Annotated in this window: 22 protein-coding genes; 13 read left to right on the top strand and 9 right to left on the bottom strand. The window is 69.9% G+C overall.

The genetic code is table 11. The annotated features are described in order from the left end of the window. The first annotated feature begins 52 nt into the window (after window positions 1-52). Window positions 53-541, top strand: a complete 489-nt coding sequence (gene trxA, locus CPZ01_RS06420) for a thioredoxin (RefSeq protein ID WP_096393967.1) — start codon at window positions 53-55, stop codon at window positions 539-541. Between the two features lie 20 nt (window positions 542-561). Here trxA and CPZ01_RS06415 read toward each other — a convergent pair whose 3' ends face one another. Beyond that, window positions 562-1,257, bottom strand: a complete 696-nt coding sequence (locus CPZ01_RS06415; protein WP_096393966.1) for a helix-turn-helix domain-containing protein — start codon at window positions 1,255-1,257, stop codon at window positions 562-564. A gap of 187 nt (window positions 1,258-1,444) precedes the next feature. Here CPZ01_RS06415 and CPZ01_RS06410 point away from each other — a divergent pair, with 187 nt between their 5' ends. From CPZ01_RS06410 to CPZ01_RS06400, 3 genes are all read left to right on the top strand, one after another. Next, window positions 1,445-2,389, top strand: a complete 945-nt coding sequence (locus CPZ01_RS06410) for a hypothetical protein (RefSeq protein WP_096396164.1) — start codon at window positions 1,445-1,447, stop codon at window positions 2,387-2,389. A gap of 158 nt (window positions 2,390-2,547) precedes the next feature. Next, on the top strand, window positions 2,548-4,650 hold the full coding sequence (fdhF, locus tag CPZ01_RS06405) for a formate dehydrogenase subunit alpha (protein WP_096393965.1): 2,103 nt from the start codon (window positions 2,548-2,550) through the stop codon (window positions 4,648-4,650). A gap of 117 nt (window positions 4,651-4,767) precedes the next feature. Further along, on the top strand, window positions 4,768-6,519 hold the full coding sequence (locus tag CPZ01_RS06400; RefSeq protein ID WP_231899221.1) for a globin-coupled sensor protein: 1,752 nt from the start codon (window positions 4,768-4,770) through the stop codon (window positions 6,517-6,519). Between the two features lie 49 nt (window positions 6,520-6,568). On the opposite strand, the gene CPZ01_RS15385 is transcribed toward CPZ01_RS06400, so the two are convergent. Together CPZ01_RS15385 and CPZ01_RS06395 are read right to left on the bottom strand one after the other, a co-directional pair. Then, window positions 6,569-6,739, bottom strand: a complete 171-nt coding sequence (locus tag CPZ01_RS15385) for a hypothetical protein (RefSeq protein WP_172863937.1) — start codon at window positions 6,737-6,739, stop codon at window positions 6,569-6,571. Window positions 6,740-6,785: 46 nt separating this feature from the next. Further along, complete coding sequence (locus CPZ01_RS06395; RefSeq protein WP_096393964.1) at window positions 6,786-7,091, bottom strand: MazG-like family protein; 306 nt, start codon at window positions 7,089-7,091, stop codon at window positions 6,786-6,788. Window positions 7,092-7,204: 113 nt separating this feature from the next. Here CPZ01_RS06395 and npdG point away from each other — a divergent pair, with 113 nt between their 5' ends. From npdG to CPZ01_RS06380, 3 genes are all read left to right on the top strand, one after another. Then, on the top strand, window positions 7,205-7,873 hold the full coding sequence (npdG, locus tag CPZ01_RS06390; protein WP_096393963.1) for an NADPH-dependent F420 reductase: 669 nt from the start codon (window positions 7,205-7,207) through the stop codon (window positions 7,871-7,873). Between the two features lie 549 nt (window positions 7,874-8,422). Further along, window positions 8,423-9,265, top strand: coding sequence for a polyprenyl synthetase family protein (locus CPZ01_RS06385; protein WP_096393962.1), 843 nt, complete (start codon window positions 8,423-8,425; stop codon window positions 9,263-9,265). Window positions 9,266-9,582: 317 nt separating this feature from the next. Beyond that, window positions 9,583-10,818, top strand: a complete 1,236-nt coding sequence (locus CPZ01_RS06380) for an RNA-guided endonuclease InsQ/TnpB family protein (RefSeq protein WP_096393961.1) — start codon at window positions 9,583-9,585, stop codon at window positions 10,816-10,818. 12 nt (window positions 10,819-10,830) lie between these two features. Here the strand turns inward: CPZ01_RS06380 and CPZ01_RS06375 are convergent, their stop codons facing one another. From CPZ01_RS06375 to CPZ01_RS06350, 6 genes are all read right to left on the bottom strand, one after another. Beyond that, the gene (locus CPZ01_RS06375) at window positions 10,831-11,985 is read right to left on the bottom strand and encodes a multicopper oxidase domain-containing protein (protein ID WP_096393960.1); all 1,155 of its coding nucleotides are present in this window, start codon (window positions 11,983-11,985) and stop codon (window positions 10,831-10,833) included. A gap of 121 nt (window positions 11,986-12,106) precedes the next feature. Then, the gene (locus CPZ01_RS06370; protein WP_096393959.1) at window positions 12,107-13,177 is read right to left on the bottom strand and encodes an ABC transporter ATP-binding protein; all 1,071 of its coding nucleotides are present in this window, start codon (window positions 13,175-13,177) and stop codon (window positions 12,107-12,109) included. Continuing rightward, on the bottom strand, window positions 13,174-14,517 hold the full coding sequence (locus CPZ01_RS06365; protein ID WP_231899219.1) for an ABC transporter ATP-binding protein: 1,344 nt from the start codon (window positions 14,515-14,517) through the stop codon (window positions 13,174-13,176). Before CPZ01_RS06365 ends, CPZ01_RS06370 begins: the two co-directional genes overlap by 4 nt. After that, window positions 14,514-15,533, bottom strand: a complete 1,020-nt coding sequence (locus CPZ01_RS06360) for an ABC transporter permease (protein ID WP_096393958.1) — start codon at window positions 15,531-15,533, stop codon at window positions 14,514-14,516. The genes CPZ01_RS06365 and CPZ01_RS06360 overlap by 4 nt, the downstream gene beginning before the upstream one ends. A gap of 1 nt (window position 15,534) precedes the next feature. Beyond that, on the bottom strand, window positions 15,535-16,527 hold the full coding sequence (locus CPZ01_RS06355) for an ABC transporter permease (RefSeq protein ID WP_096393957.1): 993 nt from the start codon (window positions 16,525-16,527) through the stop codon (window positions 15,535-15,537). Window positions 16,528-16,563: 36 nt separating this feature from the next. Then, complete coding sequence (locus CPZ01_RS06350) at window positions 16,564-18,201, bottom strand: ABC transporter substrate-binding protein (RefSeq protein ID WP_096393956.1); 1,638 nt, start codon at window positions 18,199-18,201, stop codon at window positions 16,564-16,566. Window positions 18,202-18,381: 180 nt separating this feature from the next. On the opposite strand from CPZ01_RS06350, the gene CPZ01_RS06345 reads away from it, so the two are divergent. The 6 genes from CPZ01_RS06345 to CPZ01_RS06320 all read left to right on the top strand — a co-directional run bounded on the left by CPZ01_RS06345 (window position 18,382) and on the right by CPZ01_RS06320 (window position 25,009). Then, window positions 18,382-18,837 (top strand): DUF7529 family protein, encoded by a 456-nt coding sequence (locus CPZ01_RS06345; RefSeq protein ID WP_096393955.1) that lies wholly within the window; start codon window positions 18,382-18,384, stop codon window positions 18,835-18,837. A 132-nt stretch (window positions 18,838-18,969) separates the two neighbouring features. Further along, window positions 18,970-19,683: a phosphoribosyltransferase family protein gene (locus CPZ01_RS06340; RefSeq protein ID WP_007344990.1), complete on the top strand. Its 714-nt coding sequence runs from the start codon at window positions 18,970-18,972 to the stop codon at window positions 19,681-19,683. 126 nt (window positions 19,684-19,809) lie between these two features. Continuing rightward, window positions 19,810-21,189, top strand: coding sequence for an NCS2 family permease (locus CPZ01_RS06335; protein WP_096393954.1), 1,380 nt, complete (start codon window positions 19,810-19,812; stop codon window positions 21,187-21,189). A 490-nt stretch (window positions 21,190-21,679) separates the two neighbouring features. Further along, the gene (locus CPZ01_RS06330) at window positions 21,680-23,209 is read left to right on the top strand and encodes a glycerate kinase type-2 family protein (protein ID WP_096393953.1); all 1,530 of its coding nucleotides are present in this window, start codon (window positions 21,680-21,682) and stop codon (window positions 23,207-23,209) included. 20 nt (window positions 23,210-23,229) lie between these two features. Continuing rightward, complete coding sequence (locus CPZ01_RS06325) at window positions 23,230-24,288, top strand: ornithine cyclodeaminase family protein (RefSeq protein WP_096393952.1); 1,059 nt, start codon at window positions 23,230-23,232, stop codon at window positions 24,286-24,288. Window positions 24,289-24,394: 106 nt separating this feature from the next. Continuing rightward, window positions 24,395-25,009, top strand: a complete 615-nt coding sequence (locus CPZ01_RS06320) for a dihydrofolate reductase (protein WP_096393951.1) — start codon at window positions 24,395-24,397, stop codon at window positions 25,007-25,009. The last annotated feature ends 54 nt before the right edge of the window (window positions 25,010-25,063 follow it).

The raw sequence follows: 25,063 nt of genomic DNA, 5'->3' as shown, positions 1-25,063 counted from the left end.
GAGCGGATCCGGAGGCGGAAGGTATATTGTTCTAAGCACCCAATACTGGTGTATGAGCGACGCAGCCGACGCGAACGATTCGGCGGGGGACGACGCGAAGACGGAGCGCGAGCGCATCCGCGAACGGAAGCGGCGGGAGCTCGAAGCGCGCCTCGGCGACGGCGAGGCGGTCGACGGGAGCGCCGGAACCGATGCCGGCGACGACGGCGGAGCGGCGACTCCGAGCGAGCCGATCCACGTGAACGGAACGGAGGAGCTTCAGCGCACGATCGACGACCACGACGTCGTCCTCGTGGACTGTTACGCGGACTGGTGCGGCCCCTGTCAGGTGATGGAGCCGACGATCGAGGCACTCGCGGCCGAGACCGACGCCGCCGTCGCGAAGGTCGACGTGGACGCCAATCAGGCGGTCGCCCAGCAGCTGGGGGCGCGCAGCATCCCGACGCTCGTCCTGTACGCGGACGGCGAGGCCGTCGACCGGTTCGTCGGCGCGCAGGACCGCGCGACGCTCGAATCCGCGATCGACGAGCACGCCGCCTGAGACGGTGTGGAGCGGAGCGGTCAGTTCTCCGCGAGCGTCTCTTCGAGGAGCTTCCGCTGGGCCGTCGCGAGGTGCTCGGCGAACGTCGAGGGGGAGATGTCGAGCGCGTCGGCGACCGAGCTCGCGTTGGCGTCGCGGGGGCGCTCGAAGTAGCCCATGCGGTAGGCGGTCCGCAGCACCTCGCACTGGCGGTCGGTGAGCCGGCCGCGGTCGACGAGCGTGCGGTCGGAGACGTCGTCACCCCGCGACGCGCCGTGGACGAGGTAGCGGACCTCGACGCGCTCCGCGGTCCCGTCGAGCGCCGAGACGATGTCGCGCAGGCGTTCGAGGTCGGGCAAGTGGAGCGTTAAGAGGAGGACGCCGTCCTCGGCGCGCGCGTCGGCGATCGGGCAGTCGAGCCCCTCGATGATTCGACAGGCGCACTCCCCGTCGCTGGGGCGATCGTACCGGTACACCCGCTCGTCGCCGAGGTCGACGACCGACGCGGGCGACCGGACCCCCTCGGCGGCGTCGACCGCGTCGGGGTCGCGGGCGCGGAACTCCTCGGTGTGCGTGTCGCCCGCGTGCGTCCAGTTGACGCCCGTGATCGGACCGTCGTGAGCGGTCGACGCGGCGACGACCGGACAGTTCCCGGTCCCGTGGATCGCGACGCCCGCCCGGACGCCGTTCGGCGCGGCTTCCACGCCGTCATCCGCCGACTTCCCTCCGGATTCCATCGATTCGGGCTTAGAGCGACGGGTACAAAGGCCTGATCCCCGACGGACGGGGGCGCTGTGTCGGGGTACCCGAGAAGGCCCGCAGTACTGAGGGTCGATCGGTATCGGTAGGCGCCACGGAGCCACGGGCGTGAAACGAGCGATACACGCCCTCGGGGCGACCGCCCTGGCCGGCGCCGGGGGCGCGATGAGCGTCGCGGCGACGGCCGGTCTGATCGCCGACGGCGGAGCGGGAACCGGGACGGACGACGGCGTCGCGCTGCTAGTCTTCGCCCTCGCCGCCGCGGTCGCGGCGACGAGCCTCGGATACACCGTCGCGAAGGAGACTCGATACGCGCTGCGGACGGACGGCTTCCGCGTCACGCGAACCGACATCGGCAACGCGACCGCCGTGGCCGCGGCGGCCCCGGTCACCTACGCGCTCTCCGTCGAGGTGGGCGTGGGGCCGGTCGTGGCGTCGGCGCTCGTCGGACTCTGTGCGTACCTCCTCTCGAAGACGTACGGCGCCCCCGCGTACTGCGGCTCGTTCGTCGGGATGGTCACCCCGGCGGCCGGCGCCGACATCGGAGCGGTCGTCGCCGCGGGGCTCGCGGCCGCCGTCGCGTTCGTGGCCGCCAAGCGCGCGTTCAACGGGTTCGGCGGCAAGCTCGGGACGACGGCGTTCGTCGGCTGCCTGTCGGTGGCGGCGTTCGGCGGGCTGGCCCCCGGGACGGGGACGGTCCCGGAGCCGCGCGTCGCGGCGGGACTCGTCGTCGCGGCCGCCCTCGCCGCCGTCGCCACGTTCCTCGTGAGCGTCCGGCTCGACCACGGTCCGGTCGTCGCGAGCGCGGTCGTCGGGCTCGTCGCCGGGGTCGTCTGTCCGCCGCTGTCCGCCGCGGGCGACGCGGTCGCGGCGGTCGCCTTCTGCGCGTCGTTCGCCGGGATGGCGACGCCGGAGCGGATCCCCGGCCCCGGCGCGATGCTGCTGGCCGGCGGGACCGCGGGCGTCGCGTTCGTCGGCGCGACGCCGTACTTCGTCGGCTTCGGCGGGAAGCTCGGCACCATCGCGTTCGCCGCCTGCCTCGTGACCTCGGGAGTCCTGTCGCTCGGCAGCCGCGTGGCGCCGGTCGGCGGCGACACCGTGACGGGGTGATCGGTCGGCGGCGACACCGTGACGGGGTGATCGGTCGCCGGGCAGCGTGACTGGGTGATCGGTCGCCGGGCGGGCGGCCGCGGCGAGCGCGCGGCGGCTTAAAACACCACGCAACTCCGGTGGCACGGGGAGGGTCGTGGAGCCCCTACCGACAGGCGATGACCGACCCGACCGAGACGACTGACCGGAGCTTCGAGTCGAACCCCACCGTCTGTCCGTTCTGCGGCGTCGGCTGTAGCGTCGAGTACGCCGGGGGCGGCGCCGCGACCGGCGTCGAGGGACCGGTGAACGGGCGCGGCGAGATCTGCCCGAAGGGGGCGGCCGCGTTCGACGTGGTCGACAGCGACGACCGCCTGACGGAGCCGCTCGTCCGGCACGACGGGCGCTTCGTCACGGCGCCGTGGGACGAGGCGCTCGACCGCGTCGCCGAGGGGATCGGGCGCGTCGTCGACGAGCACGGCCCGGACGCCGTCCAGTTCTTCGCGTCGTCGAACTGTACGAACGAGGAGAACTACGTCCTCCAGAAGCTCGCGCGCGTCCTCGGGACGAACAACGTGGACAACTGCGCGCGGCTCTGCCACGCCTCGACGGTCGCAGCGATGAGCGAGCGGCTCGGGGCGGGCGCGATGACGAACACCTTAGACGACCTCGGGGAGGCCGACTGTCTCTTCGTCAACGGCGCCAACCCGGCCGAGCAACACCCCGTCGCGTTCCGGTCGTACCTCCTCCCGGCGATCCGCGACGGCGCGACGCTGGTCCACGTCGATCCGCGCGCGAACGACACGACCGAGGCGGCCGACGTCCACCTCCCGCTGCGGCCCGGCACCGACATCGAGGTCGCGAACGCGGTCGCCGCGGTGCTCGTCGAGGAGGACCTCGTGGACGAGGAATTTCTCGCGGAGCGGACGACCGGGTTCGACCGGCTGCGCGAACACTTCGCCGAGGTGGACGTCGCCGCGAGCGCCGAGGCGGCCGGGGTCGACCCGGAGACGGTCCGCGAGGCCGCGCGGGCGTACGGCGAGGCCGACCGCGCCGCGATCGTGACGGGAATGGGGACGAGCCAGCACCGCTGCGGCACCGACAACGTCCACGCCCTGCTCAACCTCGCGCTCCTGACCGGCAACGTCGGCCGCCCCGGGACCGGCGTGAACCCCCTGCGCGGCCAGAACAACGTCCAGGGCGCGAGCGACGTGGGCGGGCTCCCGAGCGTGCTCCCCGGCTACGAGCCCGTGACCGACCCGGACGCCCGCGAGCGCGTCGCCGCGGAGTGGGGCGTCGAGCCGCCGGCGGAGCCCGGGTTGACCGAGGTCGAGGCCACGCACCGCTTCGGCGACGACGTGCGCGCCGCGGTCGTCTTCGGGGAGAACCCGGCGGTCACCGAGCCGAACGCGACCGCGGTCGCGTCGGCGTTCGACGACCTCGATTACTGCGTCGTCGTCGACCTGTTCGAGACGCGGACGGCGGCGCACGCGGACGTGGTCCTCCCCGGGAGCGCGTGGGCCGAGAAGGCCGGTACGGTGACGAACACCGACCGCCGCGTGATGCGGATGCGTCCCAACGCCGACCTGCCGGGGAACGCGCGGCGCGACTTCGCGATCCTGACCGCGCTCGGCCGGCGGCTGACCGACCGCTCGAAGGCGTTCGACTACGACGGCCCCGAGGACGCGTTCGACGAGCTGACGCGCGTCGCGCCCATCTACGAGGGGATGAGCTACGATGGCATCGGCGACGGCTACCAGCGGTGGCCGTTCGACGCCGACGCGGGGCGCGGTACGGAGGTGTTACACGACGAGACGTTCGCGACGGGCGAGCGCACCGCGCCGCTCGCGGTCGTCGACCCCGTCCCGCCCGCGGACGACCTCGCCGCCGGCGAGCTGACGCTGACGACCGGCCGCGTGCTCCAGCACTTCAACAGCGGGGCGCTCAGCCGGCGCTCGGACCGCCTGATGGCGATGCGCGGCGAGGACGCGCTCCAGATCCACCCGGACGACGCGGCCGAGCGCGGGATCGAGGACGGGGACCGGGTGACCGTCTCGAACGAACGCGGGACCGTCGAGGTCGCGGCCGACGTCACCCCGGCGGTCCGCGAGGGCGTGACGTTCTGTACGTTCCACTACGCGGAGCCGCTCGCGAACGCCCTGACGGGTGACGCGCTCGATCCCGAGGCCGGAATCCCGGAGTTCAAGCACTCGGCGGTCACCGTCGAACCGGCCGCCGCCGGCGAGGCGGGCGACAGAAGCGAGGCGGCCGGCGACGACTGACCAGTCGTCGACCCGGCGTGACCGGTCGCCCGTCCCGGAGCGACGCCGCACGACCTCGGTATCACTCGTGAGACGCGGGAGTTTCCGTTTATATAATCCAAGCGGAGAGGGACCGGTATGGCTACATCTGGAGAGTACGGCCGGAAGGACTTCGGCCAAGGCGGCTTGAATGACGGGCTCGACGCGTCAGCCCTGGTCGACGAGATCGGGCTCGACGACGACGAGATCGCGTGGCGGAAGGAGTTCGTCGGCTTCGACGAGGAGGACGAGCGGCGGCTGAGTCGGTACGAGGACGCGTTCGCGGACAACGCGGACCAGATCGCCGATGACTTCTACGAGAACCTCACCGGCCACCAGCAGACGGTCGACGTGATCGGCCGGTCGGAGAAGGGGCTCGAACAGCTCAAGCGGACGCAGTCGGCGTACCTGGTGACCCTCGCGGAGGGCGACTACGGCGAGGAGTACTTCGAGGACCGGGCGCGGATCGGCAAGATCCACGACATGCTGGAGATGCCGATGAAACACTACCTCGGGCAGTACGGCGTGTACTACGACCTCATCCTCCCGATCATCGGCGACCGCCTTGCCGACTCGCTCACCGATCGGCTGGCCCCCGACGCCGCCGATGCGACGGTTGACGACGCGACCGCGGCGGCGGTCGAGGAGGAGGTCGACGACGCGATCGAGGACCTGCTCTCCGTCCTCCGGATCGTCAACCTCGACATGCAGGTCGTCACGGACACGTACATCCACTCGTACAGCGAGAAGCTCTCGAAGGTCGTCGAGGAGAACGAGCGGCTGATGGCGGAGGTGGAAGACGAGGTCGAAGAGCCGATCGCCGACCTGCGCGAGTCGGCGAGCGACGTCGCCGACAGCGCCGCCGAGGTCGGCGACGCGGCCGAAGACCAGTCAGAGCGGGTCGCCGAGGTCTCCTCGGAGGTGGCGAACCTCTCGGCGACGGTCGAAGAGGTTGCGTCGACCGCCGACGAGGTCGAGCGGACGAGCAGCCGGGCGGAGACGCTCGCGGAGGACGGCCGGGACGCGGCCGACGACGCCGCGGCGGCCATGGACGACATCGGCGACGCCGTCGACGAGGTGGCAGAGGACGTCGAGGCGCTCCAAGAGCGCGTCGAGGAGATCGACGAGTTCGTCGACGCGATCAACGGGATCGCCGACCAGACGAACCTGCTCGCCCTGAACGCCTCGATCGAGGCGGCGCGGGCCGGCGAGGCCGGCGCCGGGTTCGGCGTCGTCGCCGACGAGATCAAGTCGCTCGCGGAGGAGTCGCAGGAACACGCGAGCGACATCGAGTCGATGGTCGACGGGATCCGCACCGACACCGAGGAGACGGTCGAGAGCCTCTCGGAGACGACGGTGCGGGTCGACGAGGGGAGCGAGCGCGTCGACGACGCGACGGAGAGCCTCACGGCCATCGCCGAGGCGGTGACGGAGACGGCGGACGGGATCGACGAGGTCTCCGACGTGACCGACGAGCAGGCCGCCGCAGCCGAGGAGATCGCCGCGACGATCGACGGGGTGGTCGAGCAGTCGAGCCGGATCAGCGAGCGGATGCAGGAGTTAGCGGCCGAAAGCGAGCGCCAGTCCGCGGCGGTCGAGGAGGTGGAACGGACCGTGCGCCGGTTGACCCTTGAAAGCGGGACCGATAGCGGTGTCGGCAGGGCGTCTCTGACGGACGGCGGAACGCGGGTGAAGCGGGCGGACGCGGAGGTGCCTACGGAGGCGGAGAAAAGTCGGTCGCTGCCGGCCGGGCTTCCCGAAGGGACGCCCCAGTTCGTGATCGACCGCCTCTCTGACGAGGAACTGCGTGCGATCGCCGACGGAGAGCTAGAGATGGACGATCTGCGGTGAGTCGACGGGGCTGACCGCTCGACCCGCAATCGGGGGACGCGGACAGAGCTCAGGGTGCGAAGTACGCGTCCGGTCCCCGAATCTCGGGGAGTTCGCGGAGCGCCCGGGCGCCACACCGGCCGCAGACGGTCGGCTCATCGGGGTCGGCGGGCTGCGCGAACACCGTCTCGCAGGCGTCGCAGGCGACGTACCGGAGCGCGAGCGACGGAGTCTCGGCCATGGGTCGGGTAGGAGGCCGACGCACTTGAACCGACGCTTCGCGCGTCCTACTGCCCGGAACCGGGGTCGCCCGACGACGCGATCCGCGACTCGTACTTCGCCAGCGCCTCGTCGAGCGCGTCGTCGGCGTCGACGCCGGCCGCCTCGGCGAGCGCGAGCAGCGCGAACAGCGCGTCCCCGATCTCGTCGGTCGCGATCGACGCGGCGGCGGGGTTGCGTCCGTAGTCGGTCGAGGTGGTCACCTCCTTCGCGATCTCGCCGACCTCGCTCTCCAAGTCGAGCGCGTGGTACGCGAGGTCGGTCTCTAACCCGTACTCGTCGACGAACGCCGCGACGCGGTCCTGCTCGTCCATGGGCGTCGCCTCCGCACGTTCCGTCAAAAGTGCCCCGCTCTACGGTCGCCTTCGACCGTGGCGAGGACGGCCGGTCACGCAACCCATAAGCCGCGAGCGACCCCACGGATCGTATGAAAATCGCCATCTTGGGCGGCACCGGTGACATCGGCGAGGGGCTCGCGCTCCGGCTGGCGGCGGACACGCCCCATCGGGTCGCAGTCGGGTCACGGGAGGCCGAGAAGGCCGAGACCAAGGCGGAGGAGTACACCACCGAGCTGGAGAGCCGCGGGCTCGACGCGACCGTCGCGGGCGGCGAGAACGCCGCGGTCGCGGCCGACGCGCGGATCGTCGTCCTCGCGGTCCCGCCGTACCACGTCGGCGACACCGTCGAGGCGGTGGCGGCGTCGCTGGACGACGGCGACGTGCTCGTCTCGCCGGCGACGGGGATGAAACGCGACGACGAGGGGTTCCACTACCACAGGCCCGGCGCGGGCTCGGTGACGAAGATCGTCGCCGACGCGGCGCCCGAGGGCGTCGCCGTCGTCGGCGCGTTCCACAACCTCGCGGCCGCGCGCCTCGCGAACCTCGACGCCGACCTCGGGGTCGACACCCTCGTCATCGGCGACGACGAGGACGCGAAGCGGACGGTCGCGGACGTCGCCGAGGGGATCGAGGGGCTGCGCGCGCTCGACGCGGGCGGCATCGCCAACGCACCCGAAATCGAGGGGTTGACGCCACTTCTCATCAACGTCGCCTCGAACAACGACGGCCTCCACAATCTGGGCGTGCGGTTCGAGTAGACGGTCGTTCTGAGCGGGAGTTGCTTATAAATGAACAGCCGGGCGTTCAGCGTGGCTTATAAACGGGACCGGGCGGCGGGGACGGTCGCCGCTCCGGTGATCGATCACTTATAAATAACTGAACCCAGATCGACATCTGACACCGCCAAATCTTCATCCGCTCGCTTATAAATAACTGATTGTAGCTCGACGGTGAACACCGCCAAAGCCCCAGTCGCGAGGACGCCGCACACTCGTTGCGCTCCTCGGTCGCTCACTGCGTTCGCTCCCTGCGGTGCTTACGTCGTCTGCGGCGTCCTCGCGACTGCCCCTTTGAGCCCCGCCCCGCACGGCACCGCCCCGCCCCTCACGCCTCCCCAGCCTCGTCGCTGGCGCCGTCGGCGCCAGCGACTCCCTCGCGCTTGCTGTCTCGCGGCCGCCGAGGGCGGCCGCTCGCAGGCACGCGCCGCCGCAGTAATAGGGATAAGTGGCGTCGTCGCCGTCGCCCGAATCCGGCGCTCGGCGGGCGTTCCGTTAGGCCTTTGCGCGCCGGGGCCCTCCGAACGGTAGATGGAGTACTTGCAGCGTCGGGTCGGGCTGGTCGAGGACCGGATCGAGTCGGTCATCGACGACGTCGAGCCCGAGGAGCTGTCCGACGAGGTCGGCCACGTCGTCCTCGCGGGCGGCAAGCGCGTCCGGCCCGCGGTGACCGTCCTCGCCTGCGAGGCGTTCGACGGCGACCCCGAGCAGGCCGTCGACTTCGCGGCCGGCATCGAGTTCGTCCACAACGCCTCGCTCGTGATCGACGACATCATCGACCGCTCGGAGGTCCGGCGCGGCACCGCCGCCGCGTGGGCGGAGTTCGGCTACGGCCCGGCGATCATCGCCAGCGACGGCCTGCTCGGCGAGGCGTTCGCGCTGTTCTCCGCCGAGCCGCGCGCGATGCGCACCGTCGCCGAGGCGATGGTCGAGCTCGGCGAGGGCGAGGCGACGGAGCTCGCGGCGCGCCCGACGAACGAGGCGGAGTACATGGAGCTGGCGCGTCGGAAGACCGGCGCGCTGTTCCGCGCCGCGGCCGAGCTGGGCGCGGTCGCGGGCGGCGCGGAGCCGCACGCGATCGACTCGTTCGGCGAGTACGCCGAGCGCGTCGGCGTCGCCTTCCAGATGCGCGACGACGTGTTAGACGCCACCGCCGACGCCGACGACCTCGGCAAGCCGACCGGGCAGGACGCGGAGATGGACCGCCCGTCGGTCCTCCAGGTCACGTCGCTGTCGCCCGAGGAGATAAACGAACGCGCCCGGACGGAGTCGGAGCGCGCGCTCGCCGCCCTCGACGACGCCGACCCCCCGGAGACCGAGGCGATCGAGTACCTCCGCGACCTCGCGGAGTTCGTCGTCGTGCGCGAGCGGTAAGGAGAGAGCGGTAAGAGAGCGGTCCGCGCGGTTCGTTTTACCTGAATTGAGGCGCTAAGGCCCCTTCCTCAACGAACGAGCGAAGAGAGTGAGTAGGGAGGGGATACAGCGCCGCACGGTTCTCAAACACGTTCGACGCTCGGCCCACAGGCCCACGCAATCGAAACAACCATACGCATAGATACGCATAATACGTATGTAGTGAGGCGGAAGAACATCACCATCCGCGAAGACCAAGCCGAGTGGGTCGAGGAGAACCATCTTAACCTCTCGTCGTTCGTTCGCGGACAACTTGACGAACTCATCGAAGAACGCTCGTGAACTACAACTACAGGTATCGACTCCGACCGTCCGACGCTCTCGAAGAACAGTTAGCGTGGACTGTCGATACCTGTAGACAGGTCTACAACCACTTTCTCCACCGACTCAACCGCACCGACGACACCTCGGCGTACTCTGAGCAGAAGCTCCTGCCGAGTCTCAAGAAGTGGTGGAGCGACCTGAAAAGCGTTCACTCGAAGGTACTACAGAAGGTCGTACAACGGCTGTACGATAACCTCTCGACACTACGAGAGCGCAAAGAGAAGGGCTACCGCGTCGGGACGCTCAAGTGGAAGGCACCGGGCGAGTACCGCAGTTTCACCTACAGTCAATCCGGCTTCAAGCTCAAGAACACGGGCGGTCGGACGCGACTGTGGCTCTCAAAACTCGGAGAAATCCCCCTCACCTTCCACCGCGACCTCCCCGACGACGCTGACATTAAGACCGTCACGGTCAAGCAAGAACCTACCGGGAAGTGGTACGCCATTCTCGGCATCGAGACGCCCGACGACCCGCCGGAGAAGCCGGAGAATCCCGAGAACTGCGTCGGTATCGACGTGGGGATTCTCAAGTACGCTCACGACACCGACGGAACCGCCGTCGAATCCCTCGACCTGTCCAACGAACGCGAACGTTTGGAACGCGCACAGCGCGACCTCTCGCGGAAACAGCACGGGTCGGACAATTGGGAGAAACAGCGTCGGGTTGTGGCAGAACGCCACGCCGAGTTGAAGAACAAACGCCGCGACTTCCTTCACAAGCTCTCGAACTACTACGCTCGGGAGTACGACTTGGTGGCCGTCGAGGACTTGGACGCGAAGGGGTTGGTCGAACTACCGGGCAACTCGCGGAACCGGGCAGGTGCGGCGTGGGGGACGTTCCTGCGGATGCTCAAATACAAGTGCGAACGCGAAGGAACGCACTTCGTTGCTGTGAATCCGCGCGGAACGACGAAAGAGTGTGCGTCCTGCGGCGTTTCGACCGAGAAACCGTTGTGGGTGCGCGAACACTCCTGCCCGGCGTGCGGGTTCAAGGCCGACAGAGACGCGAATGCGGCGTGGAATATTCTTTCTCGCGGTGTGAAGAAGCGGTTAGGAGCGGGACGCTCCGAATCAACGCCTGTGGAGACTGCGCTCCCTGTGTCCTCGGTTGTGGATGCAAAGCGCGTCGTGGAAACAGGAAGCCCCACCCTCAAGCGCGAGGGCGTCAGCCCGACCGGTAGGGTGGGGTAGTTCACCCGGTCCTCAAAGTTCGTATCCCGCCTTCTCCATGAGGTCCGCGAACACGTCCGTCCCCATCGCCCCCTCGTAGACGACGGCGGTGAGCATCCCGCCGGGGTAGATCCCGCCGTTCTGGACGTGGTCCACCTTGTGGCAGTGCATCGGGTAGATACCGGGGTCCGCGTTCGCCTCGAACTCGACGGTGTACCGCTCCGCGGGCGCGACGTTCACCACGTCCTCCGGTAACTGCAACACCTCGGGGTACTCGGCGCCGTCCTTCTCGACGGTGCGGAACCGGTGGTTGTGCGTGTGCATCGGGTGGGCCATGAACCCGGCGTTGACCAGGTGGAGCCGCACCGTGTCCCCTTCGCTGACGACGATCGGCGAGCCGTGGTCCGGGTTGAGCGTGTACGGCGCGACGCGCCCGTTGATCGTGAACGCGTCCGGCCGCCGGTTCTGGACGTCGTAGCTCGCGTCCTCACCGCCGTACGACCGGGAGAGCCGCGTGTCCCAGTCTTTCAGCGTCATGAACTGCTCGACGTCGGCCGCCTCGTACCCCTCGGGGTCGATCCGGAGGATCCCGTACATCCCCATGTCCATGTGCATCGGGGTGTTGAAGTGGCAGTGGTAGAGGTGGGTGCCGGGCACGTCCGCGCCGATCTCGTAGGTGTGTCTCTCGCCGGGCATCACGGTGATCCCCGTCGTCGACGGGACCCCGTCGTCCTTCCACGACTTCGAGACGCCGTGGAAGTGGAGCGTGTGGGGCATCTCCGCGTCGGTGTTGTCGAGCGTGATCGACAGGTCGTCGCCCTCGGTCGCCCGGAGGACCGGTCCGGGGACGCTCGGCGTGCCGTCGTCGGCCTGGAACGCCCACGTCACCGGCATCTCGACCGGCCCGCCCAGCGAGCTGCCGGGATGTGCCGCGTGGCGGGCGTGGACCGAGCGCAGCGTCACCTCGCGGCCGCGCTCGTCGAGGTCGACGACCTCCGGCGACCCCGTCTCCGGGAGCGCGGGCCCCTCGTCGTCGGTCTGCGCCGCGTCCGCGCCGTCACCGGTCGCGGCGGTGTTGACCGTCTGGCTCATACAGCCCGCCAGTCCGGCGACGCCCGAGAGCCCCGCCGCCTGGAGGATCGTTCGCCGCGCGAAGCCGCCGTCGGAGCCGGAGTCGCTGTGCGTCATGTCTCAAGCGAGGGGAAGCGGCGGCATAACCGGGTCGCGGCTTCTCGCCTCGGGGTAGGACTGACGAACTGGTTCGGGCCGTAGTATATAAACGAAGGGACGACCGCGGAACCGAAGGCGATCAGTCGTCCGCCGGTTCGCCGGCGTCGGGCGCTTCCTCGGCCGCCTCGTTCTGACCGATCGGCTCGCTGTCCCAGTACGCGTGGTCGTCGTCCGCCCGGAAGCAGGTCGCCGTCCGGCCGTCGCCCACGTCGTACCCCGGCGGCGCCGACTCTCGGCAGGCCGCGCGCGCCTCCGGACAGCGCGTGTGGAACCGGCAGCCTGCGGGCGGGTTCCGCGGCGAGGGCACGTCGCCGTGGAGCGTCTCGAACTCCTCGTCGCGCGCCTCCGTGCTCGCCCGCGGGACGCTCGACAGCAGCGCCTTCGTGTACGGGTGCGCGGGGTCGTCGAAGATCTCCTCGACCGGGCCGATCTCGACGATCTCCCCTAAGTACATCACCGCGACGCGGTCGCAGACGTGCCGGACCACGCCGAGGTTGTGCGCGATGAAGAGGAACGTGAGCCCGAAGTCGTCCTGGAGGTCCTCCAGCAGGTTGAGGATCTGCGCCTGAACGCTCACGTCGAGCGCCGACACCGGCTCGTCGAGGACGACGAAGTCGGGGTCCAAGGCGAGCGCCCGGGCGATCCCGATCCGCTGGCGCTGCCCGCCGGAGAACTCGTGCGGGTACCGGTCCACCTGGTCGGCGGAGAGCCCGACCCGCTCTAACAGCTCTCGGGCCGTCTCGCGGCGCCCCTGCCTGTCCTCGACGTCGTGGATCCGGAGCCCCTCCGTGACGATGTCGCCGGTGGTCATCCGCGGATCGAGACTTGAGAACGGGTCCTGGAACACGATCTGCGCGCGTCGCCGGAACTGGTTCAGCTCCGCGTCGGTCATCCCGCGGACGTCGGTCCCGTCGAAGGTGATCTCGCCCTCGGTCGGCTCGCGGAGCCGCAGCACCGTCTCGCCGGTCGTCGACTTCCCGCAGCCGGACTCGCCGACGAGCCCGAGCGTCTCGCCCTCCCGCACGTCGAAGGAGACGCCGTCGACCGCCTTCACGCTCTCCGACTCCTCCCCGAGCAGGCGGTCGATGAGCGACGGGTCGTCCGCGTAGTACTTCTTCAGTCCCTCGACGGAGAGCAGCGAGTCGCTCATTCGTCGCCACCCCCGTCGGTCGCGGCCGGGGCACCGTCGTCGGGATCGGCCGCCTCTCCGGCATCGCCGAAGTAGCCGTCCGGGAGCGCGTCTGCCGGGTCGTACTCGCGGTCGGCGAGGACGCACTTGGCGCCGTGGTCGGCGGCGGCGTCGACCGTCGCCTCGGGCGGCTTGTCGAGGCACGCGTCCATCGCCTTCGGGCACCGGTCCGCGAAGTAACACCGGTCGTCCATCTCGGCGTCGACCAGGCTCGGGACGTTGCCGGTGATCGGTTCGAGCCGCGCCCGCGGGTCGTCGACGTCGGGGATCGAGCCGAGTAACCCCTGCGTGTACGGGTGAACCGTGTCCTCGAACACCGAGTCGAGCGTGCCGCGCTCGACGACCTCGCCCGCGTACATCACACAGACGCGGTCGCACATCTCGGCGATGACGCCGAGGTCGTGAGTGATGAGCACGATGCTCATCCCGCGGTCGGCCTGGATCTCCTTCAGCAGGTTCAGGATCTGCGCCTGGATCGTCACGTCGAGCGCGGTCGTCGGCTCGTCGGCGATCAGCACGTCGGGCTCGCCGGCGAGCGCCTGCGCGATCATCGCGCGCTGGAGCATCCCGCCGGAGAACTGGCCGGGGTACTCGTCGACGCGCTCCTCGGGGTCGGGGATCCCGACCTGCCCGAGCAGGTCGACCGCGCGTTCCATGCTCTCCTCGCTCGTGTAGTCGCGGCCGGGGACGATCCCGTCGAGGAGGTACTTGCCGAGCCCGTACCCCTGCGTCCGCGAGCGCGTCGAGCGCGGGTTCGCCCGCGCCCGGCGCTGTACCTCGACCGCCTCGGCGATCTGCTCGCCGACCGTGATCGAGGGGTTGAAGCTGCTCATCGGGTCCTGGAAGATGACGCTGAACGAGGGCCCCCGCAGCGATCGCCGGACGCGCGGCGGCACCGTCCGGAGGTCGACGTGGTCGCCGTCGACCCGCACGGCGTCGTCCCCGCGGAACTCCTCGGCGAGGTCGGGGTCGCGGTACCACACCTCGCCGGCGGTGACGCGACCGGGCGTCTCGACGAGGTCGACGAGCGACAGCGCGGTCACCGACTTGCCGGAGCCGGACTCGCCGACGACGCCGAGGATCTCGTCCTCCCGGAGGTCGAACGACACCGACTCCACCGCGTTGATCTGCCCCTCCTCGGTGAAGAATCGGGTCGAGAGGTCGCGGACCGAGAGCACGTCACCGGCCGCGGGCGTCCCCGTCGGGGCCGCGTCGCCGGTGCCGAGGGCGTCGGCGGCGTCGCTCGCGCCGCCGTCGGTCGCCGCGTCGGGCTCGTCGACCGGCCGCTCGGCGTCGCTCATGCGGCACCCCCTTCGCCCTCGATACCGGGGTCTAAGGCGTCACGCAGCCAGTCGCCGAGCAGGTTGATCCCGATCACCGACAGCATGATCGCGAGCCCGGGGATGGAGGCGATCCACCACTGGCCGGAGGAGACGTAGTCGCGCCCCTGCGCGATGTCGAAGCCCCACGACAGCGTCGTCCCGGAGAAGCCAAGGAACGACAGCGAGCTCTCCAAGAGGATGATCGCCGCCACCTGCACCGTCCCGAGGACGATGATCGGCGTGATCGCGTTCGGGAGGATGTGCCGGAGGATGATCGTGTTGTCGTCCGCGCCGAGCGCGCGAGACGCCTTCACGTACTCCTGCCCGCGCAAGGAGAGCGCCTCCCCGCGGGCGACCCGGGCGAACCACACCCAGTTGACGAGGCCGACGACGATCACCACCGTTATCGGCAACACGAAGCTCTCGGGCATCTCCGGCGCGAGCCCGGCGGCGACGAACGGGTCGGGGATGTCCACCGCCGCCCGCCCCCACAGCCCGATCAGCGCGACCGCCAGCACGAGCGAGGGGAACGCGAGACTCACGTCCGCGATCCGCATCAGGACGTCGTCGACGCGCCCGCGGTGATAGCCGGCGAGCAGGCCGACCGGCACGCCGATCGACGCCGCCAGCAGCGTGCCGAGGACGCCGACGACGAGCGACGTCCGAGCGCCGTACACCACCCGCGAGAACATGTCGCGGCCGAGCCCGTCGGTGCCGAACACGTGGTCGGGGTCGGCGCTGATCTCGACCTCCTCGGTGACCGTCTGGATCTCGCCGTCGACCATCTGCGAGGTGGTCCGCTCCTCCGTCTGCGAGAAGCCGATCGGCGGCAGCTCGCTCTGGTTGAGCTGTTGGTCGGTCGGGTTGTGGGGCGCGATGAACGGGGCGAACACGGCTGTAAGCACGATTATCACCACCAGCGCCAGCCCGAGCTTCGCGAGCCCGCTCTGTCTGAACTCCTTTTTGAGGTTTCGAATGACACGTGAAGAGACCATATTAGTCGGTTATTACCTCCGGGTCGAGATACGCGTACACCACGTCGACGAGGATGTTGACGAGGACGAAGCTCGTCCCGATAACGATGAGACTGCCCTGTAGCGTCGGCCAGTCTCGGGTGTTGATACTGTCGATGACGAGCGAGCCGAGCCCCGGCCACGAGAACACCGCCTCCGTGATGACGGCGCCGCCGATCAGCGTCCCGAGCTGGAGGCCGAGGACGGTGATCACCGGGATCAGCGTGTTCCGGAGCGCGTGTTTGTACCGGATCAGGGTCTGCGGGAGCCCCTTGGCCCGCGCGGCCTGAACGTACCCCTTGCTGAGTTCGTCCAACATCCCCGAGCGCGTCAGCCGGGTGATGAGCGCCATGAAGTACGTGCCGAGGGCGATCGCGGGCAGCGTGATGTACGCGAGCCACGTCAGCAGCGTCCCGAACACCGGCTCCGGCCCGACGACCGACAGCGCGACGTCGACGACGGTGACCCCGCGACCGCTGGTGTTGAAGATGTTGAACTCCACGGCGAACACGAGGATGAGCATGATCCCGAGCCAGAAGTTCGGGGTGGAGATGCCGCCGAGCGAGAGCAGCGTCGCGCCGTAGTCGACCGGCTCGTTGCGGCGGGTCGCGCTGATCACGCCCAGCGGGATGGCGAGGACGATGGCGACGACGCTGGCGGCGAGCGCCAGCTCGACCGTCGCGGGGAGGCGACCGAACACGAGCGTCGCGACGTCCTGTCCCTTGATGTACGAGAACCCCATGTCGCCGCGCAGGAGGTCGAAGATGTACTGGCCGTACTGGACGTACAGCGGCTGGTCGAGCCCCAGCTCGGCGGCGATCGCCTGTCGCGTCTCCTGAGAGGCGTCGAGCGGTGCGACCGCGTTGATCGGGCTGCCGGGCGTGACGAACCGGAGCGCGAACACGACGGTGACGACGCCCCAGACGACGCCGATCCCTTGGAGGCTTCTTTTGAGTGCGAATCTTCCGAGTGACATTAATAACGATGTAGAGCGGTAGGGGTAGGGGTCGCGTTACTGTTGCGTTGCGGTGTCCGGGTCGATGAACTCGTCGGCCCGCGGCTCCCAAGAGATATCGCTGGAGACGCCGTAGACGCTGAACTGCTGGTGCATGAACACCCACGGCGCGAGGTCGTGGGCGAGCTGGTTCGCCTCCTGAAGGATGTCGACGCGCTCGTCGGGATCTCGGGTCGACTCCGCCTCTTCGAGGAGGCCGTCGAGCTCGTCGTTTTTCAGGATCGTGAGCGCACCCTCGGAGGAGAGCAACGGCGTCAGGGTCTGACTCCCGTCGAACTCGGCGTTCCCCCACCCGAGGAGGGTGAAGTGCGGGCGGTCCTCGATGTTCGGCGCGGTGACGTCCTGGACGAGCGAGGAGAACTCGCGCTGTTGCAGCTCACAGGAGACGTTCGACAGCGAGTCGATCTGGTTGGCCGCCGCCTGCGCGATCTCGACGTCGCGGAGGTAGCGCCCGATCGGCGTCTGAAGCGTGATCTCGACGCCCGCGTGTCCCGACTCCTCGACGAGCCGCTCGGCCTCGTCGGGGTCGTACGGGTACGGGTCGATGTCGGGGTTGTACCCGACGTGACCCTCGAGCGTCGGCTGGGCGGTGAGGTTCCCGAAGCCGTTGAGCACGTTTTCGATGATGCTCTCGACGTCGACCGCGTGGTTCATCGCCTGCCGGAACTGCTGGCTGGAGAACGGCTCCACGTCGTAGCGCATCTGGAGGAAGATGATCCGCGCGCTCGCCACGGAGTTGATCGTCGCGACGTCGGAGCTATTCACCCGAGAGACCTCGTTCGGCGGGACGTTCGTCACGATGTCGGTCTCCTCCGCGAGAAGCTGGTTGACCCGCGTGCTCGACTCGCTGGAGGCGCTCATGGAGAGTTCGTCGACCGCCGGCGCGCCGTCCCAGTAGTCCTCGTTCGGCCCGTAGCGGACCACGTTGCCCGACTGGTACTCGGTGAGACGGAACGGTCCCGTCCCGTTCGCGTTCCGGTTGATGTAGTCGGTGCCGTTCTCCTCGACCCACGACTGCTGCATGATGTCGCCGTTCGTCGCGAACAGCTGGAACGCGATCGGGTTGTACCCCTCGAAGGAGACCGTCACCTCCCCGTCGCCGGTCGTGACCTCCGAGACCGGACCGAGGTCGTTCGTCTGCGGACTGACGATGCCGACGTCGTTGAAGACGATCCGGCGGATGCTGAACCGGACGTCCTCCGCGGTCAGGTCGTCGCCGTTGTGGAACGTGACGCCGTCGCGCAGCATGAACCGGACGCTGCCGTCGTCCGTGCGCTCCCACTCGTTGGCGAGGCCGGCGATGATGCCGCCCTCCTTGTCGCGGTCGAGCAGGCCCTCGTACATCTGGCCGGTGATGATCTCGGTGTTCGTCTCGGCGTGGTCCTGCGGGTCGAGGCCGGAGTCCATCTGGCCCATGGTGACGCCGAGTTCGAACGTGTCGTCGCCCCCGTCAGAGCCGTCCTCGCCGTCCGAGCCGTCCCCGCCGTCCATACCGTCCTCGCCGTCCGAGCCGTCCGAGCCGTCACCGCCGTCGCCGCCGTTTCCGGAACAGCCAGCGAGGCCGACCGCACCGGCCGTTCCCGCGTACTTGAGCACCGTCCGCCTGTCGACGTGATCGTCGTTGTCAGTAGGCATAGGCGATACCAAACCATAGAGCGTTATGAACCTACCGGCAGGGGTCGCTCCTTTTTCGACCGGCCGCCGGAGACCGGTTGACGAAACGACACACCGGAGTTCGGGTGTGAGGGGGAAAGCGGGAACCGACGCGAAGGGAAACCGACGCCTATGTAGGGGGGCCGGCGGTAGGCGAGCGGTATGGACGCACCCGATCCCGGACCGCGGTGGGACGCGGTCGAGGAGGACGCGGAGTCGACGGCGGCGGCGTACCGAGAGCGCGGCTGGACCGCGATCGCCGGGCATCCCGGACAGGTGAACCCGGTCGCGGACGCCGCCCGGATCGACGTACTCTTACCCGAGTCGGAGTTCGACGCGGCGCTTTCCGCGGTCGACGACGCCGCGATCGACGGCGTCGACGTGTACGCGGGCGCCGCCGACGACACCGCGTACCGGCTGGTGGTCGCGACCGACGAGGCGGCGCAGGTGGCGCTCTGCGTGCCGACGTACCTCGCGAGCGACGACCTCGCCGCGCTGCGCGCGGCCGCCGAGGCTGCGGGGGCGCTTACCGTCCGGCTGCGCCCCCTCGACGACCGCGACCACGTCGAGATCGCGATCGACGAGCCCGCCGTCTTCTTCGACGCGCCCGAGGCGTGAGGCGGTCGTGAGGATCGGCGTCGAGGTCCGTCGCCCGCCGTCCGAATCCGCGGCCGTGTGACGCACGCACGTGGGTATCCATGTCGCACTTGACTTCGACGTATTCATAGTTGTGCGATCGCGATCATCCGTATGAACCGCGCAGAGAAGGCGGCCCTCCAGCTACAGGCGGTCGCCGTGTTGCGGATGCTGAAGGAGACGCGAACGTACGAGGAGCTCTCGGAGGTGACCGGGCTGCCCGCGGGGGACCTGAACCGGTACGTGAACGGGCACGTGTTACCGGGGACCGACCGCGCGAGCGAGGTCGTCGAGTCGGTCGGCCGCGAGGCGCTCGCCGACGAGCTGGTCGCGCGCGTCGAGTTCGACGACGAGGGGTACGTCGACAACTCCGGCGTCGTCTTCGACCAGTCGTTCCTCGATCTGGTGGCGCCGGTCGCCGCGGAGACGTTCGAGTTCGAGTCGCCCGACGTGGTGCTGACGGCCGCGACCGACGGGATCACGCTGGGCGCGGCGATGGCCTCCTTCTTCGACGCGCGCCTGGCGTACGCGAAGAAGTCGAAGGAGACCGCGGTCGAGGAGTTCATCGAGTCGCGCCAGCGGCTCGCCTCCGGCATCGAGCTCACCTACTACCTCCCCGCGAGCGCGATCGACGCCGGCGACACGGTGCTGGTCGTCGACGACCTGATCCGGTCGGGCGAGACCCAGGAGCTCCTCCTCGACATCGCCCTCCAGGGCGACGCAGACGTCACCGGCGTGTTCGCGCTCATCGCGGTCGGCGACGAGGGGATGGACCGCGCGCGAGCGATCACCGACGCGCCGGTCGGGGCGCTGACGACGTTCGAGTAGCCACGTTCGCGCATACTCTCCGCGAAAAAATCCATTTGAGAGGCATTTTGATCCATATATACGGATCGTATTCCGGTTCGTTCAGCAAGGCTTATCACCCGATCCGCGGGAACACCCACCCGTTCAATGGGCCTTTCAGACACGCTGGCCGCGCGGTTCGACGTGGAGTCGCTCGGGTCGGACGTCCGCACCGAACTGGTCGCCGGGCTGACGACGTTCCTCGCGATGTCGTACATCATCGTCGTGAATCCCGCCATCCTCTCGGAGGCGATCCAGATCGAGGGGTACGGGCAGGGGGAGGTGTTCCAGATGATCGCCATCGCGACGGCGCTGTCGGCGGCGATCGCGACCCTCGTGATGGCGCTGTACGCCAACCGGCCGTTCGGGCTCGCGCCCGGGCTGGGACTCAACGCCTTCTTCGCGTACACGGTCGTGCTCGGGCTCGGCGTCCCGTGGCAGACGGCGCTGGCCGCGGTGTTCGTCGAGGGCGTCCTGTTCATGGTCCTGACCGCGGTCGGCGCGCGGGAGTACGTCATCCGGCTGTTCCCGGAGCCGGTGAAGCGGTCGGTCGGCGCCGGTATCGGGCTGTTCCTGCTGTTCATCGGCTTTCAAGAGCTCCAGATCGTCGTGCCCGACGAGGCGACGCTCGTCACGCTGGGCGGCGTGTTCGGGAACCCGTGGGCGATACTGGGACTGCTCGGGCTCGTGTTCACCTTCGGCCTCTGGGCGCGGGGGATCACGGGCTCGATCGTGATCGGGATCGTGGCGACCGCCGCCGTCGGCTGGGGGCTCACGCTCGCCGGGGTCTTCGGGCGCGGCACGGTCACGCCGGAGTCGCTCCCGAGCGCGCAGTACGACATCTCGCCGCTGGCGGGGGCGTTCGTCGACGGGCTCGGGGGGATCGACCCGCTCACGTTCGTCCTAGTCGTGTTCACCTTCTTCTTCGTCGACTTCTTCGACACCGCGGGGACGCTCATCGGCGTCTCGCAGTTCGGTGACTTCCTCGACGAGGACGGCGACCTCCCCGACATGGACAAGCCGCTGATGGCCGACGCGGTGGGGACGACCGCGGGCGCGGTCCTGGGTACCTCCACGGTGACGACGTACATCGAGTCGTCGACCGGCGTCGAGGAGGGCGGCCGGACCGGCCTGACGGCGCTGGTCGTCGCGCTGCTCTTCCTCGCGTCGCTCGTCCTGATCCCGCTCGTGGCCGCGATCCCGGCGTACGCCTCCTTCATCGCGCTGATCGTCGTCGGCGTGATGATGCTCCAGGGGCTCGTCGAGGTCGACTGGACGGACCCGGCGTGGGCCGTCTCCGCGGGGCTCACGGTCACCGTGATGCCGTTCGCCTACTCCATCGCCGACGGGCTCGCGGCCGGCATCGTCGCCTACCCGCTGATCAAGGTCGCGGTCGGCGAGTACGACGAGGTCGCGCTCGGGCAGTACGTCATCGCGGCGCTGCTCGCGGCCTACTACGTGCTCCAGACGCGCGGCGTCATCCTCTAAAACGGCCGACGAGCCGCGTGATATTTCCGCACACCGCCTTTTGAGCTTATAGATACCCACGGGCGAGCGCTGCGGCTTTTATAAAAGAGGATGCGGTGGCGCGCGCCGACGAGCGCCCGACAGGGCGCGAGTCGTCCGCGCGAGGGAGTCGCTGGCGCCGTCGGCGCCAGCGACGAGGCTGGGGAGGTGTGAGGCTGCGGTGCTGTGCGGTCGGGTGGGACTCGAAGGGGCAGTCGCGAGGCGGGCGCAGGGGACGTAAGTACCGCAGCGAAGGAGCGTCAGCGACTGAGCGAGGAACGCAACGAGCGTGCGCCCGCCTCGCGACTGGGGCTTCGGCGGTGGCCGTGTCGATCGGAGATTTATAAGTAAATACGTAGAGCCGAGCGACTGGGGCTTTGACGGTGTCGTCCGTCAGTCTGGTAGCAACTATTTATAACGCCAGAACGCTCTTGGGGCGCCGGCGCGCATCCCGAGCGAGGCGACCCAACCGATGCCCGATCAGTCCGCCGACACCGCCGTGACCGTCGCCGAGCGCGAGCGACACGCGAGCGACCCGGCCCGCGAGCTCGCGCTCGACTGCGTCACCGCGGGGATCGAGGCCGCGCACCCTGAACGCGTCGTCGCGGACGCCCTCTCCCTCGACGACGGCGTCCTGACGGTCACCGGCGTCGACGACGCAACGGCCACCTACGACCTCGCTACCTACGACCGCGCCCTCGTCGTCGGCGCGGGCAACGCGGCGGGCCACTTCGCGGCCGCGGTCGAGGAGCTCCTCGGCGACCGAATCGACGGCGGCGCGGTCGTCACGGACGACCCGACCGACACCGATCGCATCTCGGTCCTCCCCGGCGACCACCCCACCCCGAGCGAGGCGGGCGTCGAGAGCGCCCGAGAAGTCCGCGAGGTCGCGGCCGACGCCGGCGCGGACGACCTCGTGGTCGGGCTGCTCACCGGCGGCGGGAGCGCGCTGCTGGCCGCGCCCGCCGAGGGGATCGGACTCGCCGACCTCCGCGAGACGACCGAGGCGCTGCTGGCGAGCGGCGCGGCCATCGACGAGATCAACGCGGTCCGAAAGCACCTCTCGGCGGTGAAGGGCGGGCGGCTGGCGCGGGCGGCCGCGCCCGCCGACGTCCTCGGGCTCGCGATAAGCGACGTGACCGGCGACGACCCGGCCGTGATCGCGAGCGGCCCGCTGTCGCCCGATCCGACGACCTACGCGGACGCGCTCGCGGTCCTCGACCGACACGGGATCGACGCGCCGGCGGCCGTCACCGACCGGCTGGAACGCGGCGCCGTGGGCGACCTCGCGGAGACCCCGGGACCGGGCGATCCCCCGTTCGACGGCGACGGCGTCGACGTCCGGATCGTCGCGAGCGCGCGCACCGCCCTCGGCGCCGCTCGGGAGGTCGCCGCGGCGCGCGGGTACGAGCCGCTCGTCCTCTCCTCGCGGGTGCGCGGCGAGGCGCGCGAGGCGGCGAAGACGCACGCGGCGGTCGCCGAGGAGTGCCGCGCGGCCGGCGAGCCGGTCGAACCGCCCGCGGTCCTCCTCTCGGCCGGCGAGGTGACGGTGACGCTCGGCGACGACGCCGGCGCGGGCGGCCCGAATCAGGAGTTCGCGCTGTCGGCCGCGGTCGAACTCGGCGGCGCGGGGGCGATCGGCGTGGGGACCGGCGACGCGGCCGCGGTCGCCGTCGCGAGCGTCGACACCGACGGGATCGACGGCGCCACGGACGCCGCGGGGGCGCTGGTCGACGACCGCCTCGTTGGGGGGGGCTCCGACGGCGGCGACGGTGACGGCGACACCGGGAGCCCGCTGGCCCGCGAGGCGGCCGTGGACGCCCTCGACGCGAACGACGCGTACCCGGCGCTCGACGCGGCTGGCGCGCTGCTCCGGACCGGGCCGACCGGGACGAACGTCAACGACCTGCGGGCGATCGTGGTCGCCGAGCGCGACGCCCGTTCGGCGAGTCCCGACGCCCGTTCGGAAGGCCCCGGCGCGTCTTCGGAAGACACTAAGTAGCGGCTGGCAAATTCTGCGACATGCAGACGCTGCTTCTCAACGCGGACGACGTCGACGAGAACGCCGAGATGGACCGCGTGATCGACGCGGTCCGCGGCGCGTTCACGGCCTACGAGCGCGGCGACGCCAAGATGCCGGCGAAGTCGTACATCGACCTCCCCGAGTACAACGGCGACTTCCGGTCGATGCCGGCGTACCTCGACGTGCGCGAGGAGGACGTCGCCGAGGAGACCGCGACCGGCGACGGCTGGGACGCGGCCGGGATCAAGTGGGTGAACGTTCACACCGACAACCCCGCCGACCACGACCTCCCGACGGTGATGGGGACGATGATCTACTCGGACCCGGAGACGGCGTTCCCGCTCGCGGTCCTCGACGGGACGACGCTGACGATGAAACGCACCGGCGCGGCCGCCGCGGTCGCGACCGACCACCTCGCGGTCCCCGACGCGACGAGCCTGGGGATCGTCGGCGCGGGCGTCCAGTCGTACACGCAGCTGGAGGCGATCTCGACGGTGCGAGACATCGAGGAGGTCGTCGTGAGCGACCTCGACGAGGAGCGCGTCGCCGACTTCGTCGACGCCTTCGAGGACCGGTTCGACGTGCGCGCGGGCTCGGTCGCCGAGGCCGGCCACTGCGACGTGCTCTCGACGGTGACGCCCGTCGAGGACCCGATCGTCGGCCCCGACGACGTGGGCGAACACACCCACATTAACGCGATGGGCGCGGACGCGGCGGGGAAACACGAGCTCGCGGACGAACTCCTCCTCGACGCCACCGTCGTCATCGACGACCACGAGCAGTGCACCCACTCCGGCGAGATCAACGTCCCCTACGCCGCGGGGACGCTCACCGACGACGACATCTACGGCGAGATCGGCGAGATCGTCGTCGGCCGCCGTGCGGGCCGTCCGGGCACCCCCGGGACGCCGGCCGACGCCGACGGCGTGCGCGGCGTCAGCGTCTTCGACTCGACCGGGCTCGCGATCCAGGACGTGGCGGCCGCGCGCGTCGTCTACGAGCGCGCCGACGAACTGGACAACGGCTACCCGTTCGACCTGCTCGGCCTCGACGGCTGAGGCCTCCCTCCCCTGTCGGGTTCCGGCGGCCGAGTCCGCTCGCCCGTCCGGCCTCGACCCCCGAACCCGACGCGCCGCTTTTGCCCCTCCGTCCCGTATCCGACCCGTGAGACTCGTCAGCGTCGCCGCGCTCGCGGAGAACCGGGTGATCGGGAACGAGGGGGAGGTACCGTGGCCCCACATCGAGGCGGACGTTCGGCAGTACCGCGAGCGCGTCGCGGGCTCGCCGGTAATCCTCGGCCGCCGCACCTTCGACTCGATGCGCGACGACCTCCCCGGCAGCCGGCAGATCGTCGTGAGCCGGAGCGTCGAGGCGGTGGACGCCCCGACCGCGGTCGTCGCGAACGACGTCGAGACGGCGATCGACCTGGCCCGCGACCTCGTCGGAACGGCCGCCCCGACGGCGGACGCCGAGGCGGCCGGAGCGGGCGCCGACGCGGACCGGGTCGCCGCCGAGGCGGATCCGATACCCGAGGAGTCGACGGACCCCGGCGGGACCGACACCGCCGGCGGGACCGACGACCCCGTCTACGTCCTCGGCGGGGGCGGGATCTACGAGCTGTTCCAGCCGCACCTCGACGGGATGGTCCTCAGCCACGTCGACGGCGTCTACGAGGGGGACACGTACTACCCCGAGTGGGACGAGAGCGAGTGGGAGATCGCGGCGGAGACGGCGTACGACCGGTTCACGCTGCGCGAGTGGACGCGTCGGGAGCGCTGAACGGCCGAGCGGTCGGTTTCGGTTCCGCGGGGTCGGCAGCTTCCCCATATCGGC

Origin of the sequence: Halorubrum trapanicum (assembly GCF_002355655.1) — an archaeon.
GTDB classification, from domain to species: domain Archaea; phylum Halobacteriota; class Halobacteria; order Halobacteriales; family Haloferacaceae; genus Halorubrum; species Halorubrum trapanicum_A.
This window is presented reverse-complemented; position numbering and strand designations above follow the sequence as displayed.

What these genes read in the sequence shown, in the direction of transcription:
- trxA (WP_096393967.1), top strand. Translation starts at nt 53, where the DNA reads ATGAGCGACGCAGCCGACGCGAACGATTCGGCGGGGGACGACGCGAAG.
- CPZ01_RS06415 (WP_096393966.1), bottom strand. Translation starts at nt 1,257, where the DNA reads ATGGAATCCGGAGGGAAGTCGGCGGATGACGGCGTGGAAGCCGCGCCG.
- CPZ01_RS06410 (WP_096396164.1), top strand. Translation starts at nt 1,445, where the DNA reads ATGAGCGTCGCGGCGACGGCCGGTCTGATCGCCGACGGCGGAGCGGGA.
- fdhF (WP_096393965.1), top strand. Translation starts at nt 2,548, where the DNA reads ATGACCGACCCGACCGAGACGACTGACCGGAGCTTCGAGTCGAACCCC.
- CPZ01_RS06400 (WP_231899221.1), top strand. Translation starts at nt 4,768, where the DNA reads ATGGCTACATCTGGAGAGTACGGCCGGAAGGACTTCGGCCAAGGCGGC.
- CPZ01_RS15385 (WP_172863937.1), bottom strand. Translation starts at nt 6,739, where the DNA reads ATGGCCGAGACTCCGTCGCTCGCGCTCCGGTACGTCGCCTGCGACGCC.
- CPZ01_RS06395 (WP_096393964.1), bottom strand. Translation starts at nt 7,091, where the DNA reads ATGGACGAGCAGGACCGCGTCGCGGCGTTCGTCGACGAGTACGGGTTA.
- npdG (WP_096393963.1), top strand. Translation starts at nt 7,205, where the DNA reads ATGAAAATCGCCATCTTGGGCGGCACCGGTGACATCGGCGAGGGGCTC.
- CPZ01_RS06385 (WP_096393962.1), top strand. Translation starts at nt 8,423, where the DNA reads ATGGAGTACTTGCAGCGTCGGGTCGGGCTGGTCGAGGACCGGATCGAG.
- CPZ01_RS06375 (WP_096393960.1), bottom strand. Translation starts at nt 11,985, where the DNA reads ATGACGCACAGCGACTCCGGCTCCGACGGCGGCTTCGCGCGGCGAACG.
- CPZ01_RS06370 (WP_096393959.1), bottom strand. Translation starts at nt 13,177, where the DNA reads ATGAGCGACTCGCTGCTCTCCGTCGAGGGACTGAAGAAGTACTACGCG.
- CPZ01_RS06365 (WP_231899219.1), bottom strand. Translation starts at nt 14,517, where the DNA reads ATGAGCGACGCCGAGCGGCCGGTCGACGAGCCCGACGCGGCGACCGAC.
- CPZ01_RS06360 (WP_096393958.1), bottom strand. Translation starts at nt 15,533, where the DNA reads ATGGTCTCTTCACGTGTCATTCGAAACCTCAAAAAGGAGTTCAGACAG.
- CPZ01_RS06355 (WP_096393957.1), bottom strand. Translation starts at nt 16,527, where the DNA reads ATGTCACTCGGAAGATTCGCACTCAAAAGAAGCCTCCAAGGGATCGGC.
- CPZ01_RS06350 (WP_096393956.1), bottom strand. Translation starts at nt 18,201, where the DNA reads ATGCCTACTGACAACGACGATCACGTCGACAGGCGGACGGTGCTCAAG.
- CPZ01_RS06345 (WP_096393955.1), top strand. Translation starts at nt 18,382, where the DNA reads ATGGACGCACCCGATCCCGGACCGCGGTGGGACGCGGTCGAGGAGGAC.
- CPZ01_RS06340 (WP_007344990.1), top strand. Translation starts at nt 18,970, where the DNA reads ATGAACCGCGCAGAGAAGGCGGCCCTCCAGCTACAGGCGGTCGCCGTG.
- CPZ01_RS06335 (WP_096393954.1), top strand. Translation starts at nt 19,810, where the DNA reads ATGGGCCTTTCAGACACGCTGGCCGCGCGGTTCGACGTGGAGTCGCTC.
- CPZ01_RS06330 (WP_096393953.1), top strand. Translation starts at nt 21,680, where the DNA reads ATGCCCGATCAGTCCGCCGACACCGCCGTGACCGTCGCCGAGCGCGAG.
- CPZ01_RS06325 (WP_096393952.1), top strand. Translation starts at nt 23,230, where the DNA reads ATGCAGACGCTGCTTCTCAACGCGGACGACGTCGACGAGAACGCCGAG.